14 protein-coding genes are annotated in these 18574 nt (G+C 43.8%); 4 read left to right on the forward strand and 10 right to left on the reverse strand.

Going from position 1 to position 18574, the window contains the following annotated elements; genetic code table 11:
* Positions 1-242: 242 nt before the first annotated feature.
* The 9 genes from ACU01J_RS12070 to ACU01J_RS12110 all read right to left on the reverse strand — a co-directional run bounded on the left by ACU01J_RS12070 (position 243) and on the right by ACU01J_RS12110 (position 10654).
* Complete coding sequence (locus ACU01J_RS12070; protein WP_276419714.1) at positions 243-821, reverse strand: hypothetical protein; 579 nt, start codon at positions 819-821, stop codon at positions 243-245.
* A gap of 120 nt (positions 822-941) precedes the next feature.
* Positions 942-1406, reverse strand: coding sequence for a hypothetical protein (locus tag ACU01J_RS12075; protein WP_276419716.1), 465 nt, complete (start codon positions 1404-1406; stop codon positions 942-944).
* A gap of 204 nt (positions 1407-1610) precedes the next feature.
* The gene (locus ACU01J_RS12080; RefSeq protein WP_481085928.1) at positions 1611-3824 is read right to left on the reverse strand and encodes an AAA family ATPase; all 2214 of its coding nucleotides are present in this window, start codon (positions 3822-3824) and stop codon (positions 1611-1613) included.
* Positions 3824-4291 carry a hypothetical protein gene (locus tag ACU01J_RS12085; protein ID WP_481085929.1) on the reverse strand — a complete coding sequence of 156 codons (468 nt, stop codon included), beginning with the start codon at positions 4289-4291 and terminating at the stop codon, positions 3824-3826. The genes ACU01J_RS12080 and ACU01J_RS12085 overlap by 1 nt, the downstream gene beginning before the upstream one ends.
* 11 nt (positions 4292-4302) lie before the next feature.
* Positions 4303-4740 (reverse strand): hypothetical protein, encoded by a 438-nt coding sequence (locus ACU01J_RS12090; protein WP_481085930.1) that lies wholly within the window; start codon positions 4738-4740, stop codon positions 4303-4305.
* Positions 4737-6923, reverse strand: a complete 2187-nt coding sequence (locus ACU01J_RS12095) for a hypothetical protein (RefSeq protein ID WP_481085931.1) — start codon at positions 6921-6923, stop codon at positions 4737-4739. Before ACU01J_RS12095 ends, ACU01J_RS12090 begins: the two co-directional genes overlap by 4 nt.
* Positions 6920-8488 carry a site-specific integrase gene (locus ACU01J_RS12100; protein WP_481085932.1) on the reverse strand — a complete coding sequence of 523 codons (1569 nt, stop codon included), beginning with the start codon at positions 8486-8488 and terminating at the stop codon, positions 6920-6922. The genes ACU01J_RS12095 and ACU01J_RS12100 overlap by 4 nt, the downstream gene beginning before the upstream one ends.
* Entirely contained in the window at positions 8488-9969 is a 1482-nt protein-coding gene (locus ACU01J_RS12105) for a tyrosine-type recombinase/integrase (RefSeq protein WP_481085933.1), read from the reverse strand. Before ACU01J_RS12105 ends, ACU01J_RS12100 begins: the two co-directional genes overlap by 1 nt.
* 151 nt (positions 9970-10120) lie before the next feature.
* Positions 10121-10654: a single-stranded DNA-binding protein gene (locus ACU01J_RS12110; RefSeq protein WP_481085934.1), complete on the reverse strand. Its 534-nt coding sequence runs from the start codon at positions 10652-10654 to the stop codon at positions 10121-10123.
* Positions 10655-10936: 282 nt separating this feature from the next.
* Between ACU01J_RS12110 and ACU01J_RS12115 the strand changes: the two genes are divergently transcribed.
* From ACU01J_RS12115 to ACU01J_RS12130, 4 genes are all read left to right on the forward strand, one after another.
* The gene (locus ACU01J_RS12115; RefSeq protein ID WP_481085935.1) at positions 10937-11584 is read left to right on the forward strand and encodes a LuxR C-terminal-related transcriptional regulator; all 648 of its coding nucleotides are present in this window, start codon (positions 10937-10939) and stop codon (positions 11582-11584) included.
* Between the two features lie 113 nt (positions 11585-11697).
* Positions 11698-12573, forward strand: coding sequence for a UTP--glucose-1-phosphate uridylyltransferase GalU (gene galU / locus ACU01J_RS12120; protein ID WP_481085936.1), 876 nt, complete (start codon positions 11698-11700; stop codon positions 12571-12573).
* Positions 12574-12704: 131 nt separating this feature from the next.
* Positions 12705-15527: an excinuclease ABC subunit UvrA gene (gene uvrA, locus ACU01J_RS12125; protein ID WP_481085937.1), complete on the forward strand. Its 2823-nt coding sequence runs from the start codon at positions 12705-12707 to the stop codon at positions 15525-15527.
* Positions 15528-15594: 67 nt separating this feature from the next.
* Complete coding sequence (locus tag ACU01J_RS12130) at positions 15595-17367, forward strand: PglL family O-oligosaccharyltransferase (RefSeq protein ID WP_481085938.1); 1773 nt, start codon at positions 15595-15597, stop codon at positions 17365-17367.
* Between the two features lie 45 nt (positions 17368-17412).
* On the opposite strand, the gene ACU01J_RS12135 is transcribed toward ACU01J_RS12130, so the two are convergent.
* Positions 17413-18534 (reverse strand): pyridoxal-phosphate-dependent aminotransferase family protein, encoded by a 1122-nt coding sequence (locus ACU01J_RS12135; RefSeq protein ID WP_481085939.1) that lies wholly within the window; start codon positions 18532-18534, stop codon positions 17413-17415.
* Positions 18535-18574: the final 40 nt, after the last annotated feature.

Genomic DNA, 18574 nt, shown 5'->3' on the forward strand with positions numbered 1-18574 from the left:
GATTCCTAAGCGTAAGATCCAACAGTAATGTTATTGTCGGTGGACAACTAAGATCGAAACTCTGACAATAAAATTCATCACTTTTTGGGGTGTAAGCACTATTCCTGCTGAAAAAGTTTGGACATAAACGTTTCAATGACTTTGCTAAATTAGTAAATTACGTATTATGTGAATTATTGCAAAACTCGGCTTACTTGGCAGAAAAAAAATAAAAGTGTATTTTGCGACTGAAGAGGGATAAATCAACCTTCTAAAACTTTCATTTCCTCATTCGTCAAGAGCTTACGCCCCCAACATGAAGGAAAATCTCTGCACCCCCAAAAGTGGTTGCCATTGCCTTCACGCAGTAACATTTTCTTGCCACACTTCTTACACACAGGGGCCTCTTCCATGAGGGTTCTTTTAGCAGAAAGTAGCTTGTTATTTTGGTTTCGTTCACTCGATTCGGGTAAGAGTGTTTTTTTTTGCGTCAAAGCACGAACTTCTTTTGCAACTTTTCCTGAAACAGAGCAGCCATTCAACTTTTCCATTATCTCATAGAGATTGTGAAGAACATCATCTACATCTTCTTTAGTTCGTAAGTAATTAAAATCTTCTAATTCGATCAGGAAATCTTCAGTTACCTTGATGATCTGAGCACATTGCTGAAGCTTTAAAACATCACCAGTAGAAAACTTGCTTCTATCCTCTGTCCAAAGTAGTCGTAGAGCAGCTAATGAATCATTTCCAGACTTTATTATTTTCAACTCATCTACACAGCAGCTCGTTAAGTCGCATAACTCATTAACTTTTTGGGATATATTCAAATTATCACCATTCATTCACACGCAATAACTGTATATAATAACAGCACTTCAATTCAGTTAGCTTACACGCTCGCCAAATGTGTGAAGACAAGCAATTTATCGGCAACACCAGTGAACAAAGTTTACAAGTATCTTTTACCTCTCCCCTCCCCTTTGAATATTCCACCCCATGTTTCGCCTCGGTCTAAGTCTATACTCCAAGCTGTAAGCTTCATCTCTGCTCAAGTTCTCATCTAAAACGTTAAAATCCTGTGCGGTAAATTCACTGTTACCCCAAGCCTCTTGCAATCGTTTGTTAACATGGCACATTTCTTTCAAGTGCATTAGATGCTCTGCTTTACGAGCAGAAAAATTGCTTGTGACTCCTATATACCCAACTGAAATATCACTATCTTGCGGGGCTATTTGATAAACACAAAATCTACGGTGCTCTTTCTTATAAACACTGTAGTCCGATTGTAACGTTTCACGGTGCTTGGCAGCAGCCTGTTTCTTCTCCCAGTTTTCTACTCCTTGTCTCTTCCTTTGGTGATACTTTTTCTCATCCCGATTAATGAAAAAGATAATTACTAGAAATAGAATAAGAGTGATAATTTCCATCGCTAAATTCTTATAAAAACTCACAAATTTCAGTTAGCCATATTATAGTAAATCGATTTATATCGATGTCAGGTTAAGCGTCTGGCTAATAAAGTTTGGGGCAAAAATTAGTTTCGATCTTTATTGTTATCACAATTGACTTCTGGTAGCCATGCTGGAAACAGGTCTCAGAAGTAGAAAAGTTATTATTTTTGCTGTCCAACGTCAGTTATCTTTTAGCAAATTTTTAATTAAACCACCAAGGCAAACCTTCCGCTTGCGAGCGATATTCCCTTTGCGCACTGCTGTCTCGACTGAAGCCTGTGTACCCATAACCACGAGCTGTTGCGTTGGACGAGTAGCTCCTGTGTAGAGGAGAGTTTGATCGATCATATGACTGGCTTCCTCAGGTAAGGTCATAATCGTGGTTGTCCACTGTGATCCTTGGCTTTTATGAACGGTAATAGCATACGCTAATTCAAGCTTTTCTAAGAGTTCAATTGTGAGTGGAATCGAGCCGCTATCTAACATCAAAGTCCCCACAGAGCCGTCTTCAAAAACCGAGTCAAACACCTCACTAATGTAGCCCAAATCTCCATTGCGAACGTCCAATGCATAGTCATTTTGGTTTACCATCACAGGATCGCCTTCTAACAGCCACTGTCCCTTAATATTACGCCACTCAAAATGAGGAATAAGCGGATTCTTCGCCAACTTACGATTCCCACCTACACGTTTCTGGAAATCAGAGTTAATGTTGTCTACGCCGAGTATCCCCTTGTGCACAGGTGATAACAGAACGGTACTATCTCTTCCTCCCGCCTGACACCAAAGGTCATAAGCCCTATCCAGAGTCATCTCTGTTTCCAGACTTGCATCTTCACTCTCTGACAACAGCCTGTTTGTGAGTGGCAATTGAAAGATTTCACTATTCCTGATTGCAGTCGCAAAGCGATAAATACCTGACTCCGAAGCCTGTCTCTTCACTTGCGAAAGGTTAAAGGTTGGCAAGGGCATATTAGGCTTGTTTAAACTATGAAACACTAACCCAGCACCAATAGGTGGTAGCTGCGCTACATCACCGACAAATAAAATGCGCGTAGCTTCAGGCAAAATTCCACACAGCCGATACATTGAGAAAATATCGATCATTGATGCTTCATCGATAATAAGAAGAATATGCTCTGGCAATCGCTTCTTGCCTTCTCCCAAGTGGTCAGAAATCAATTTCGCAATAGTGCAAGCTTCATACCCTGTACTCTCGGACATACGCTGAGAAGCCCGCCCACTTAGAGCAACCTGCTTTATGGTAATCCCATCAGCGACGGCTCGATAAACAGCCAGAACAGCCTGAAGAATCGTCGTTTTTCCAGTACCAGCTCCACCTGAAATGCAAGTAACAGGGGCAAAAACTGCACCAATTACCGCCTCTCGTTGCTCTTCTGTCAGCTCAAACGGCAGAGTATTCTCGAATTGAGATAAAGCTTCGCGAACATTTGTTTCAGTAACTAATCGTTCCCATATCGCTAAGAGTGACCCTTCGCCCCGTTTTCTATTAATTTTGTCAGTGATCGTTCGAGCAACTTTGTCTTCGATTAGTGCGCTTCCTATCGGAACTAATCCTTTATCGCCCACTCTGACTAATATGTTGTGTGCTAAGGCGACATCAACGATGGACTTCAACGCTTTCTTGCGTCTTATGAGCTTAAAAGCAGCAGCACCCAAGGCTTCTTCGTGAACGACAATATCACCCGTTTTAAGAGTCAAATTTGCAGCAGCCTGTTCAGCAACAGCACAAAGCACTAGGGGGCTATCGAGGCTCATATCCAACGACTCAGCCAGAGCCAGAGCTTCTTTCCATGTTGCGCCCAGCGCCAATAGTAGAAAAGGGTTTCGTTTGACCGTTTGAATAGCTTTAGGCCCAAACACTTCGATCATTCTTCGGCCAAGGTGCGGATTCATATTTGCCTTCTGAACCCATTCAATCGCTTCCATCATTTGACGATCAGGCCAGTGGTGGACAAGTGAATAGGCCCGTTGTTTATCCACGCCTTTTATCAAACAAAGCCGCTCGATGTCTTTGTCGAGGATAATTTGCTCAATATTCTCGGTACGAGCGACTCTACTTGCTATGACACTGCCTACACCTTCGACATTCTTAGCCAAATAGAAAGCCAACACTTCTCCAGAAAGCCTTTTAAACAAAGCACTTTTAGCGACTAGCAGATCTTCTGTATGACGCCATCCTTCAATTTCATACGTCTGACTGGTCAACTCTCCTTGAACCTCCCAAAGAGTGCCAACTTTCACCTCAGAAAAAACGTTTTGGGGAAAACTAATGGCTAAAGTTCTAGTTCTCGGCACTTGGGAGCCATCAGGCGAGACAGCTATCGCTGTCACCTGATGAAATTGACGAATGTTCGTTACTTGGACTGTCATCAATCCCATCCAGACAACTCCCCATAATTACGAACCACCGCAGCTTCTCGCGACTTCTGAATACCTAGTTCTTGACGTAACTCTTGGTTCTCAGACCTGAGCGAAGCAAGTTCAGATTTAAGAGGACTTAATTCAGCTTTAACTTCAGCCAATTCTTTCCTCAATCTACTTACTTCTACTGAGTTCTGATTAGAGCGTCTCTCCGCTCTCTCACGCGCATCTTTATGAGAAACAATGGATTCATTAGACTCCCCATACCAACGCCTCTCAGCTTCAACTAGAAGCTCTCTGAGCTTAGGGTTTCCATTGACACTTAGTTGAGACCGCTTCAATACACCTTCATCAATAAGATTTGCTCGGTTAACCTTGTCTCCATTGCGGTACTCTCCGAAGTCATTCAACTCGTCCCGCTCAGCAATCCAGCTTATAAGGCGGTTAATCGTTTCTTGTGCTTTCAATTGACTCATAGCGGCCTCCCTCAAGCATCCCTATCTGTTTGGGGAAGGGGTTCATTAATCTTTTGCTGTAACTTGGACATATCGACATTGGGCATTTGAGATAGGTTGTATTGCCAGCGAATAAATGTCTCCTTCCAGATTTTTTCTTTCAATAAATGCTCTGCTTTTAGGTGCTCAATTTGCCCCCTGAGTTCAGCATTTTCTTTAAGAAGAGCATCAATGGCGACGTCCCCAGTCTCAGTCACTACTTGGGGTTTATCTTTCAATGTCTTCTTTCGACGCTTGAAAGCTTGCTTGATTCCATCGTCTCCCATAAGGGTAAATGTCGATATTGAGTCGCGATTTAGGCGCTTGGCAAGCGCATCTGCAAACGCAGGCCAAGTGAGTTTACCCGACCATTTTGCTAGCACGTCCTCTACGATTGGAAGCTCTTTGTCTGTAATAATCTTCTTTTTCATGCCTCACCTCCAAACAGTGCTAGTAGTTCGTTCTGCGTGCGTTCAGTCACACTTTGGCTAACGGAATCCTGAACATTAATATCGACTTTCAAACCGCTTTCGATGAGAGCTATTTGTGTCTCAGTGGGATCTAACTCTTTCGGAATTCGAATTACGGTTCCTTCTGGAATATTTCCGTCTTCATACATTTTGATCACAGTGCGTGTGATCGCTAATCGTCTACCATTGAATTTCAGCCAAGCTTCAGATCCATATTCACCGCGACGGGAAGCATCTACCGATATTTCAAATTCTTTGGTTTGAGCTACTTCGAGCTTTCGCAGCCGTTCTAAACTTTTCGGTAATCCTTTGATACAGGCATGATCTTTACAAGCGACACAATCGCCCGCTTTTGTACATGGAGCCATAGTCCAGTCATGCTCACAGACTCCCCAGCCTGTAGGTTGAGCTGCACCCACTCGATTCTTATCCCCTAACATTTCATACGTAATCGGCACTCCCACCTTCACAGCTTCAATGGCCCTAAGTCCATTGTCTTTGGGAAGGCTTAGAACACTGTCTTTAGGGATATTAAGAACGGCACGAGCAGTCGCCTCCCTCTCTTCTGGCGTCCGCAAATCATAAGCTTTGTTGTCTTGAATTCGTGTGCGGCCTGCAAACATAGCCAAATCTAGAGAGTCCATTTCTCCGCGCTCAGCCATTGTAGATAACCAAGTTCTTATCTGATGAGTTGTTATCTGGATAGGAGAGTCATTAGGGCCTGTTATACCCATACGGGAAAAAAGTGACTCTCGGAATTCTTTTCCCTTTCTCGATACATCAGACCCTAAAACTTTATTGAAATCATTAACATCTGGAATTAACCAGCTATATGGTTTTGTTCCGAACTCACATGACAATTCATTTTCTCGAACTAAACAAAGAGACTCACTCACAACATGCCTAATCTCCTCAACATAAGGCCACTCAAAAAATTCTTTCGAGTAATACTCGTAATAGAATTCAGCTAAATCTCGATAGCTAACTTTTGACTTTCCATGAGATAGTTTTTTAAACCAAGCATTTTGTAATGGTGGCATTTTCTTCAACTCATCGGGATGAGTTCGAAAGCGAGAAGGTTGATGCTCTCGCTTCCTCATATTTAAGTTGAGAGCTTTACAAATTTGCTCATAGGTAAGTGGGGCATCTTCAGAATGGTGGTTTGATGTAATACAACCATCGTGCCGATAAAATAGAGTAGGGTTACTTATTGCCCATGAAGCAGCTTTACGAGCTGGCTTGCCTAATTCAATTAGCCGCTCAACAGCTTCACAAACAACTTCCTCCAACTTAGGGTGAACAGGTTTAGGTATTGTTCCTCCTCCTTTCTCAGCTTTCCATCGTAAATTTAATATCTCAACCTCTTTCTCCTCAACCCTACCAGTATCAGGGTTTTGCACCGTTTGAATAGCTGTAGTTCTGAATAAACAATCTGTTGATAAAAAATATAATTCCCCCGCTCTGCTGGGCGCGAACATCAGAAGGACGGCACAACTTGACCAATATCGTTCATAGGGCGTTTTAGCAAGAGCAAATGTGTCTGCTAAGGCTCTCAACTCGTAGCTTTCGAGCAGACGCTCTTCTTGCCAATCCCTATCATCTTTTGACGTACCTTCTGAACGATCTTTTTGTCTCGGCCACGGACTTTTCTTCCAAGGGGTGTAGCGCAAACATATTCTGTTTTCTTTTAACCACTTGAAAAGCTTCTTCATATGACCACCAGTGCCATAGCGTGCTTGTGGTGTCAGTCGAGCTTCTACCGACTCTCTAGCCTTTGTAATTGTAGGTTCATCAAGTAGCAGTATGTCAGCAGTGCCATGAACTTCCTTTAACCCCCAATATGTTGCTTTAAGCGCACGCATCATGTGGCTAGGAGCAATTTCCTTTATACTCTGTTGCTCTCGGACATAAGCACGAGCAAAGTCTAAAAAAGGTTGTTCAAATGGTTTGCCATCGCCTTTTCCTGCGGAAGACTCATACTCTGTAAACTGCATTCCAAGGTTCTTAGCTGTCTTCCAGTTAACAGTCTCAAAACCACCTTGCTCTTGATAGAGTGTTAAATCAAATTTTGCTCGATCTATAAAAGCTTTGAGGTTCTGTTCACAAGAAAGTTCTTTTCTGGATTTAAAAGGAATTACACTCATGCAGCCCCCTCATTCAACACTTGAATTTTATCATCACAAGCTTTCATAATTGCAGCAACATGAACAATCGCTAGGTCATAGGACTGAAGAACTAAATCACTAGCACCATTCTCTCGGCGGTCTTCCATTTCCTCAGTTAAATCAACCAAAAGATCATCCCATGGCGCATGTAAAAGCGGCTGAAAACGAGCACATGATACGCAGATTTTGATACCGCTATCACAGGCACTCCCGCCACAGTTACCAACATGCTTCATACCATTAATATGTCGTCTGCTCGCGGGATCACTCGACCTAACAGCCTCTGACTCGTCGGTTATCAATCGATCTTCAAACATCGCAGCTAAAAAGCCCATAGCTTCATTCATTTTGGCGAAAATTCTAAGAGCTAGTTCTGGGGTATATCCTGTATAAACACCTATATTCTGAGTGTCCTCGTGATCTAATAGGTAAGCAAGCTGAACCCCACTAATACCGTGACGAACTAAATTAGTTGCGCGAGTGCGGCGACAACGAGTGGGTGTGAAGTGAATAGTGTCACCAGTTCGCTCAGAGATTGCACTGCATTTTCTGCTAACAACTCTAGTTAAATCTGATGAACCCTGTACATTCATGTGAAGTTTCGCAGGCTCATTCTTTAGTGAGCTACGAAACTCATCTACAGTACAAATCTCCTCGAATTGATCTTCTTTACCAACAAAAAGAGGCAATTCTGTAAGATCTGCTTTTGTCAATTTGGGCAGTTTTTTCTTCGCCAGCTTCTGAACTTGCTCTGCTAAGTTAATCAAAATTAGAAACAAATCTTCAGTAATATTGAGTGAGCGAAAACTCTTGCGAAAGCCACCATCTTCACCACGTTTTTTGGCTCTAGGCACAGAAACTGAGTAGATTTGTTTTCCTTTGACTACTTCAACATTAAGATCACAGATCCGTAACTGACGAAGTTGAATCGGACGTCGTGCCGTCTGATAGCAAATCATGAACCATGCGTATTCACATAGAGTTAGCTGCTCAGTTAAGAATGCATTAGCTGCCCAACTCATAAGTAATTGCTGCTCGGTAACAGTCCAAGGCCCAGAGTGGGGGCAGCTATGTAAGACAGCCTTCCCTTTAACATTCCCATGAAGCCTGAGACTATCTAAGAATGGCGTCATGCCTTTTTGGACGCCTGGATACTCCCAGTCAATCCAGTTGCGTAAGAGCGCACGGATAGTACCTAGCTTATACTCATTTTCCTTATCTAGACTCGCTTTCAAATTTAAAATTTGTATATCAGTAATTTCTCCACCCGTGTAATGCGGAGTATCAAGAAAATAACGCCTAATGTAGGTATAACATCCCTTTATATGAGATTCAGATACTTCCTCAGCCATTCTCGCCAAGGTTAACCTCAAGCCTTGGCAAAGCTCTGAGTCAGCCTTCTGATAGTTTAACAGCCCCCAATTGAGGGTATAATCATGACCAAGTTTCCAAAATTCAGAATGTACATCGAACTTATAACCAGCCTTGGAGGTTCGATGAAGTGGTTCACATTTAGGGAGCTTAAATTCAACTGCGGCGTTCATTAATTATTCTCCTTTTCCGCATTATCAGAAAGCTCATAGGCAACTCCTAATACGCTAGGAATAAGCTTCTTAAGCTCTTCTTCTGCAACCTCATTAACTTTGCCATTAAATTTTCGCATCTTCTCTGACTCTTCCTTCATCAGTGCCATACTGATTTTTTCAGCAGATTCCTTTGTATGGCGAAGGTTGTAAACTTCAGCAGATTTCTCATCACTATGTCCCATGATGTACATGCGTATTTGTATCTCTTTCTTTTCAGATATAATGTCATCCATCCGCCCTTCCTCACGCGCTAAACGGTTATTTATATCGATAATTCTGGAAATTAAATTGTTTCGGTTATGTCGATATGCGTGAGCACCTGCCAACTTATCCACCTTAATACCTTCCGCTTCAATAAACGAAGCCAGACCTTTATCACGAGCAATCTTCAATAGGAGCTTGGAACATTGTTTGATACTCAAAGGTTGCCCGACAGTATTCTTACTGGAAACAAACAAGAAACCATGGCTTTGGCTTGCAGGAAGCGCTTGTACCATATCCCTCCTTTCTCCTATCACGTAATTGCGCAACAAATCTGTCAGCTCAAGAGATATTGGTAGATCGCGCTCCAGTGTTTTAGCATTTGGCTCAAGCCCCCTCCAGATGTCCTCAGGATCATCATGCCGACGAACGATTGAAATGGTTTGCGCCGCGAAATTTACATCAGCGACTTTTAACTGAAGTAGTTCCCCCACACGCATACCAGTGTCATAAAGCACTCTGATAATTAGATAATTCCTTTCGCGAACTAAAGCTGTAAAGGGGTTGTCGATACATTCAGGCTCAGCAATTCGCATAATCTCTTCAAAGACTTCGGGTGGCGGAGCCTTCTTGTCAGGATCGTTTCGTTTTGCACGAGCGCCTTGTCGCTTAGGTCTATGCTTGAATATCCGTTTCTTAACTTTATCGGCTGCATCTAAGTAATAAGCGTAATGAGAATAACTCCGAAGCCCAACATCAACGATAAAATGAAGAAAATCAGCTATGACTTTCAATCGCTGACGGTGCAGTTTAACTCCTACGACTCCATCAGGAACTACAGAAGCTGGCAACTGAGTCCTCATAGAAATTACATTATTTTCACTTTTACGTACCAGCTTGCGTCGTGCAGCTTTCGTCTCAATTTTGCAGTGACTAGCTAAAGACTTAGCCTCAGTCGTAGATAGGAATTCTGGTGGTGTAAATTGGCTTGCTGGAGCGATTTCATCTGATTCAGCAATTCTAATAACCTTTTCAAAAAAGCGTTGTTCCTGCATTTCATCCCAAAGCAAGAAATGAACAAGGACATTCGAAATGTTCCTCATTGTCTCTTGGGTTGACCCTCTATAGTGCGTTGTAAGGAACAAAGTCGTCCAGAAATCAGGCACACCATTAGCATCCGATAAACAGGAGAAACGCTCTCCGTTTTGAAAAATGAGTTGTTCTCGATGAAGTTCCATATCACCACCATAAATCAAGTTTAATTTATTGTAGTAAGGTGGCAGGTTTAAATCAAGTTTATTTTTTAGGCGATAAACAAAAAAGCCCCGTAAAACGGGGCTTTAAACTAGTCACTCAATAATAAATCAAGTTTTTCCATTATTGGAGGTGTCAGAATGGGATGTCGTCATCAAAATCCATTGGCGGCTCGTTGTATTGAGGTTGAGCCTGCTGTGGTTGAGATTGTGGCTGCTGTTGAGCAGGTTGGTGCTGCATAGGTTGCTGAGGTTGTCCCCAACCACCTTGTTGTGGCTGAGATTGACCCATGCCTTGAGCTGGAGCGCCACCTTGAGCACGGCCACCTAGCATTTGCATTACGCCGTTGAAGCCCTGCACTACAACTTCCGTTGTATAACGGTCTTGACCACTTTGATCTTGCCACTTACGAGTTTGCAGTTGACCTTCAACATATACTTGCGAACCTTTACGTAGGTACTCGCCTGCAACTTCAGCTAGCTTGCCAAACAGAGCCACACGGTGCCATTCTGTTTTTTCACGCTGTTCGCCAGTTGCTTTGTCACGCCATGACTCAGACGTTGCGATAGTGATGTTTGCCACAGCACCGCCGCTCGGCATGTAACGTACTTCCGGGTCGGAACCCAGATTTCCGACTAATATAACTTTGTTAACTCCACGGCTAGCCATGTTTCGCTCCGTCTAAAATTGGTATTGATGTAGAAATAGCGCAATAGGATAACACGCTTTCTGCTTGGTACAAATCTTCCTACCAACAATGTCCATTTGCCTTCGACAACAACATTATACAACGCTGATTTTTAGAGAGTGTTCAAATTTTACCTAGCCTGAGTAATCGATAAATTACTTTCAACTATGAGACTAAACGCAAAGAGCACACCTAAATTCGCACTCTAGCGCCGTATGCTCCACGCTATCAAAAAATATAAAACGTCAGTATCCGAGGAAATTATGGCTAAGAACATTTACAGCAGAACGATTTACTTTTTGTGTGAAGATCCCAACGCTACTCACCCTGTCATCGAACAGGTTGAGCAACAAACTGGTATCGCGATCCCACGGATGGTTGCCGATGACTTATTGTTGGCACTTCAACAGCACAAGCACCGTATCTTAATGATAGACCACCACGACTATGCAAAAATTAAAAGCCAATTACGTAACTTACCATTGGCTAACAAATCATTTGAAACCATCGTCTTTAATGTCGGTCATCGATTAACTACCGATGAATTGCTCTCTTTCGGCCATCTCAAGGGGCTGTTCTATCACAAGGATAACATTGAGGTGATCGCGAAAGGCTGTGAAGAGATCATTAATGGTGAGAATTGGTTACCAAGAAAGGTAGCGTCACAGCTGCTGTTTCATTATCGCAATGTTGTTGATACACACACCTCCCCTGCGACTGTCGATCTCACCACTCGTGAAATACAAATCCTGCGCTGTCTAATGGCGGGGTCATCCAATATTCAAATCGCCGAGGATATGTTTATCAGTGAGTTCACCGTAAAGTCTCACCTACAGAAGATATTTAAAAAGTTATCGGTCAAGAATCGCGTACAGGCTGCTGCATGGGCCAAGCTGCATATGCGCCCTTAATTGATTAACATGACACAATTTTAACTTCAAACTGGGCGTATTCATTATCTATTCATGCAAATCATGGTATGGTTGCGCCAGTTAAAATATAAATAGAAAGTTAAGGTTTTATCATGATCAAAAAGTGCCTTTTCCCAGCAGCAGGCTACGGTACTCGCTTCCTACCAGCAACCAAATCAATGCCAAAAGAGATGATGCCAGTCGTCAACAAGCCGCTAATCGAGTATGGCGTTGAAGAAGCAATTCAAGCTGGTATGGATGGAATGTGTATTGTTACTGGCCGTGGTAAACATTCGATCATGGATCACTTTGATAAAAACTATGAGCTTGAGCATCAGATCAGCGGCACCAATAAAGAAGAGCTACTGGTTGATATCCGAGACATCATTGATACTGCCAACTTCACCTACATTCGTCAGCGTGAGATGAAAGGTTTAGGCCATGCCATTTTAACGGGTAAAGCATTGATCGGTGATGAACCATTTGCTGTCGTGCTTGCTGATGACTTATGTGTCAATGAGCAAGAGGGCGTATTAACGCAAATGGTGGCGCTGTTTAAACAGTTCCGTTGCTCTATTGTTGCTGTGCAAGAAGTACCAGCAGACGAAACGCATAAGTACGGTGTCATTGCGGGTGAAATGATCAAAGACGATATCTACCGCGTTGATGATATGGTGGAAAAACCAGAGCCGGGCACTGCACCAAGCAATTTAGCGATTATTGGTCGTTATATCCTTACTCCAGATATTTTTGAGCTGATTGAAAATACTGAGCCAGGTAAAGGCGGTGAAATCCAGATCACTGACGCTCTACTAAAACAAGCTCAAGCAGGCTGCGTTCTAGCATACAAATTTAAAGGTCAGCGTTTCGACTGTGGTAGCGTAGAAGGCTACATTGAAGCAACCAATTACTGCTTTGAAAACTTATACTTAAAAGACACCAAAAAGTCTGAACTAGACAAGCAGCAAACCACTAAAGAACAAGCTTAATTACTCAGTAAGTTACTATCTAAAGGCGACTAATACAGTCGCCTTTACTGTTTTTTTATCCAGTATTTTCTTTGCACATTTGTCACTCTATGTAATACTTAGGCCACTTGATTTTTCATAGAGTGACGAGAATGGATCAGATAGAAGTCCGCGGTGCCCGCACCCATAACCTGAAGAATATCAATTTAACAATCCCTCGCGATAAGCTTATCGTTATTACAGGTTTGTCTGGTTCAGGTAAATCTTCTCTAGCCTTCGACACTCTCTATGCAGAAGGCCAACGCCGCTATGTGGAATCGCTTTCGGCTTACGCACGTCAGTTTTTATCACTAATGGAAAAGCCTGACGTTGACCATATTGAAGGCTTATCACCTGCCATCTCTATTGAGCAAAAATCAACATCACACAACCCTCGTTCGACCGTTGGTACCATTACCGAAGTCTATGACTACCTACGTTTGCTATACGCTCGTGTCGGTGAACCGCGTTGCCCTGAGCATCACACCCCGCTTGCCGCGCAAACCATTTCTCAAATGGTCGATAAGGTTTTAGAACTACCCGAAGGTTCAAAGATGATGCTCCTTGCGCCTATCGTCAAAGAGCGCAAAGGTGAGCATGTTAAAACACTCGAAAACCTAGCAGCGCAAGGGTTTATTCGCGCGCGTATCGATGGTGAAACCTGTGATCTATCTGATCCACCGACTCTGGAACTGCATAAGAAGCACACCATTGAAGTGGTTGTCGATCGTTTCAAAGTCCGTGGCGATCTTCAGCAGCGCTTAGCGGAATCTTTTGAGACCACACTGGAGCTATCCGGTGGTATTGCAGTCGTCGCCCCAATGGATGGTGAAGGTGAGGAAATCGTATTCTCCGCCAACTTTGCCTGTCCATTGTGTGGCTATAGCATGCAAGAGTTAGAGCCACGTTTGTTCTCATTCAATAACCCGGCTGGTGCCTGTGGCACTTGTGATGGTTTAGGAGTGCAACAATACTTTGATCCTGAGCGAGTGATTGTCGATGACTCATTAAGCTTGGCCGAAGGAGCGATTCGCGGTTGGGATCAAAAGAATTATTACTACTTCCAGATGCTCTCTTCACTGGCAGAACATTTTGACTTCGAGCTCAATGTTCCTTTTAAGTCGCTGCCGAAAAAAAATCGCGACATTATTCTTACCGGTTCAGGTCGAACAGAAGTTGAGTTTAAGTACATCAATGACCGTGGTGATATTCGTGTTAAGAGACATCCATTCGAAGGGATCCTCAATACACTAGAGCGTCGTTACCGAGATACTGAATCTAACGCTGTTCGCGAAGATTTAGCTAAATACATCTCAACTAAGACTTGTTCAAGCTGTGATGGTAGCCGTCTGCGTTTAGAGGCTCGTAACGTCTTTATCGGCGATACCACGCTTCCTCAAATCGTTGAGTTGAGTATTGCCGATGCTCTGGGCTTTTTTGCCTCATTGAAGCTTGAAGGTCAACGTGCGCAGATTGCCGAAAAAGTGATGAAAGAGATCAATGACCGACTGCAATTTCTGGTTAATGTCGGCCTCAACTACCTCAACTTATCCCGCAGTGCAGAGACTCTCTCTGGTGGTGAAGCGCAACGTATTCGACTAGCGAGCCAAATTGGTGCTGGCCTAGTTGGCGTAATGTATGTTCTTGATGAGCCTTCAATTGGTCTGCATCAGCGTGATAATGAGCGCCTACTGAAAACCCTGACCCATTTGCGCGACCTAGGCAATACCGTGCTTGTGGTTGAGCACGATGAAGATGCCATCCGTATTGCAGACCATGTGATTGATATCGGTCCAGGTGCTGGTGTTCATGGTGGTAATGTGGTCGCAGAAGGGACCATGGATGAGATTATTGCCAACCCTAACTCATTAACCGGTCAGTACCTTAGCGGTAAAAAAGAAATTGCCATCCCTGAATCTCGCACACCTAAAGATAAGAAAAAGGTTGTCGAGCTTATCGGGGCAACAGGCAATAACTTAAAAGATGTCACACTAGAGATCCCTGTGGGCCTATTTAGTTGCATTACTGGTGTCTCTGGCTCAGGTAAATCGACACTAATTAACGATACTTTCTTCAAGATCGCTCACACCCAGTTAAATGGAGCTACCACCGCGACGCCTGCGCCGTACAAAAAGATCAAAGGCCTAGAGCATTTCGATAAAGTCATCGATATCGACCAGAGCCCAATTGGTCGTACGCCACGTTCTAACCCAGCGACGTATACTGGTATTTTCACGCCAATTCGCGAACTGTTTGCTGGAACTCAAGAATCTCGTTCTCGTGGCTACAAACCCGGCCGTTTTAGCTTCAACGTCCGTGGCGGTCGCTGTGAAGCATGTCAGGGTGATGGTGTGATTAAAGTTGAAATGCACTTCCTGCCCGATGTTTATGTCCCTTGTGATGTGTGTAAAGGCAAACGCTATAACCGCGAGACATTAGAGGTACGTTACAAAGGCAAAACTATTGATGAAGTGCTAGAAATGACCGTTGAAGATGCTCGCGAGTTCTTTGATCCTGTGCCCGTCATTGCGCGTAAACTGCAAACTCTGATGGATGTTGGCTTGTCATACATTCGCTTAGGCCAAGCAGCAACTACCTTATCTGGTGGTGAAGCGCAGCGCGTCAAACTGGCCCGTGAGTTATCTAAGCGTGATACTGGCAAAACCTTATATATTCTCGACGAGCCAACTACAGGTCTGCACTTCCATGATATCCAACAATTGCTGACTGTATTACATCGCCTGCGTGACCACGGCAATACCGTTGTCGTGATCGAACACAACCTAGATGTGATCAAAACCGCTGATTGGATCATCGATCTAGGTCCTGAAGGCGGTCAAGGTGGAGGGGAAATCATTGCAACGGGCACACCAGAAGATGTGGCCCAAGTCAAAGGCTCGCACACCGCTAGGTTCCTTAAGCCTATGTTAAAATAGCAAATAATTGTAAGATAAACAGACCAGTGTAGATCCACTGGTCTGTTTTTTTAAGGTGTTGTAATTTATGGCGACTACTCATGTAGCAGGAACGGAACTAGAATTCAAAGCAGCCAAGCCGCCTTTGATTAAACCATTGTTAGTTTCTATAGGCATTGTGTACTTACTCGCAATGCACTTTTTTATGCCTAACCCAGGCGGTTCCGGTCTAGCTCTTGCGTTTAATCCAACCACTTGGCTTGCACTAAGTTTCTCTATTGCCATCGGTCTGTACCAATTCGGTACTCAGGGCAAATTAAGATACAACAAACTTACCGTCGGCTTGTTTATTAGCTGTGCGATGCTAACTTTGCCTGTTCTCTATCACAATGCCTCTCCTTCTTTGTCTGCTGGTAAGCTCATCGGTCTTTGGAGTGGGTACCTGCTCTTCGTCGTGCTACAACAATTTCGTTTTAGTAATAAACAAAAACAACGTTTGTTGTGGTTTATTACTATCGCAGTATTCATTGAAGCGCTATTCGGCTGGGTACAATTTTTACTTTTAGAACCGGGCAATATCTTTGGCTACAACACCATCAGCAATCGTCCTTATGGTATTTTCCAACAACCTAATGTGATGGCAAGCTTTCTCGCGACTGGCCTAGCATTGTCAGGTTATCTACTTACCCGCCACCCAACAAAGTATCAACGTAAAGTGAGTGAAGTCGCTCTACTTTATCTCATGCCCGTGGCGACCATTCCACTGCTAATCTTTTTAGCCTCTCGCACAGGTTGGTTAGCGGGAGTTCTCTCGGTTGGATTACTACTGCCGTATATCTACCGATTTGCGACCAAAAAACGTTTCTTTGGCTGGTCACTTGCCGTGATTGCCGGTATCACCATTGGCTTAAGTAACAATTTGATCTCTGCTGACTCTTCACTGGCCTCACAACGGGCAAACTTAGAGAGTCCAAGACAATACACTTTTCCGCAAGCCCTAGATATGCTAATTGAAAAGCCATTTACTGGCTATGGCTATGGTCGTTTCGAGCCGGAATATATCGTCTACACGGCGCGCCAGCATCAGCTCAACGAAGCCTATAAGCCAGGACTTGCGGCGATGGACCACCCGCATAATGAGCTACTCTATTGGGGCGTGGAAGGTGGTCTTATTCCTTTACTCGCTATTTTCCTTGCTGCTATTCTGGTGTTAGTGCGCATCGCGCAGACCAAACGCGGAACACGTCTAGCATTGTTTGCTCTGTTTGTGCCGATCGTACTGCATAGCCAACTTGAGTATCCTTTCTATCACTCTGCTATCCACTGGATTACTTTTATTATCTTGCTTTACTGGGTCGACCAACGAGCCGCTTCTTACCGACAGATGTCATTAAGTTTTGTTTCACAAACACTGTTACGTGTATTCAGCTTAGTGATTCCAATCATCGTGAGCTTCTTTATGCTTACGACGCTGCATACTAATTACGTCTTAACCCAATTTGAACGTTCACAGCCGAAAAACCCAGAGCTGTTGGAGCAGGTGAGCAACCCGATTGTTTGGCAGGATAGATTCGATTGGGATATCTTCAGCACCTATCTCAATATTGGTTTGCACCAGCAAGAGGCCAAATTTATTCAGCCTTATATCGATTGGTCTTTGGAAGTCATCAAAGATAAGCCTCGCCCGGCTTTTTACAACAATTTGATCTTGGCTTATCAGGGGCTAGGCGAAACAGTCAAAGCGGAACAGATTCGACGCGAAGCACAGTTTCTCTTCCCTGAGCGAGACTTTTCACAAGTGTCCTATATTCCACCAAATATCAATGTATTAAAGGCTAAAAACGAGCAAGAGCAACCATAAATAAAGGCGACCTTTGGTCGCCTTTATTATTTCAATGCCATAACGCTATTGAGCAAGAGACTCTTCCAATGCGCGTAAACATAACGCTACGTTTTCAGCGCGAGCACCATAACCCATTAAACCAATTCGCCAAGCTTTACCCGCTAGCGCACCTAACCCCGCGCCAATTTCTAGGTTGTAAGTATTAAGCAGATGGTTACGCACTTCCGCGTCATGAATACCTTGAGGGATATAAATCGCGTTCAGCTGAGGTAAGCGCGAGTTCTCTTCAACAACAAACTCAAAGCCTAACTTTTCCAAACCTTGTTTGAGTTGCTCATGCATATCACGATGACGTTGCCAAGCCTTCTCAAGCCCTTCATTTTTTAGAATAAGTAGCGATTCATGCAGTGCATATAGACTATTCACAGGTGCTGTATGATGGTAGCTACGCTTACCTTCACCACTCCAATAACCTAGGACTAAACTTTGGTCTAGGAACCAACTCTGCACTGGTGTAGTGCGAGACTGAATTTTCTCAATCGCGGCAGGGGAAAAGGTCACGGGTGATAGACCAGGCACACAGGACAAACATTTCTGGCTGCCAGAGTAAACCGCATCGAGTTGCCATTCATCCACTTTCAATGGCACGCCACCTAAGGACGTTACCGCATCGACAATAGTCAGCACTCCATATTGCTTGGCCAATTTGCCAAGTGCTTCGGCGTCACTGCAAGCGCCTGTTGATGTTTCGGCATGGACGAAAGCCAGCACTTTCGCGTCGGGGTTATCTTTCAATGCTTGTTCAACTTTGGCCACCGATACAGGTGCACCCCATTCATCATCAACGACCTCAGCAACGCCACCAGCACGGACGACATTTTCTCGCATTCGTTCACCAAACACGCCATTGCGACACACAATAACTTTTTCGCCTGGTTCAATCAGGTTAACAAAACAGGTTTCCATCCCCGCGCTCCCCGGCGCTGATACGGCAATAGTAAATTCATTCTCGGTTTGAAAAGCGTATTTAAGTAGCGACTTAAGCTCATCCATCATGCCAACAAACAATGGGTCCAAATGCCCGACAGTAGGACGACTCAAAGCTTGCAGCACTTGAGGAGAGATATCGGAAGGCCCCGGACCCATTAAAATTCGGTGCGGGGGAATAAAACTTTGAATCGTCATTGGCAGCTCCTTTTGAATAACTTTTTCATTCTATTTATTT

Source organism: Vibrio sp. 2433-A1 (assembly GCF_056726085.1).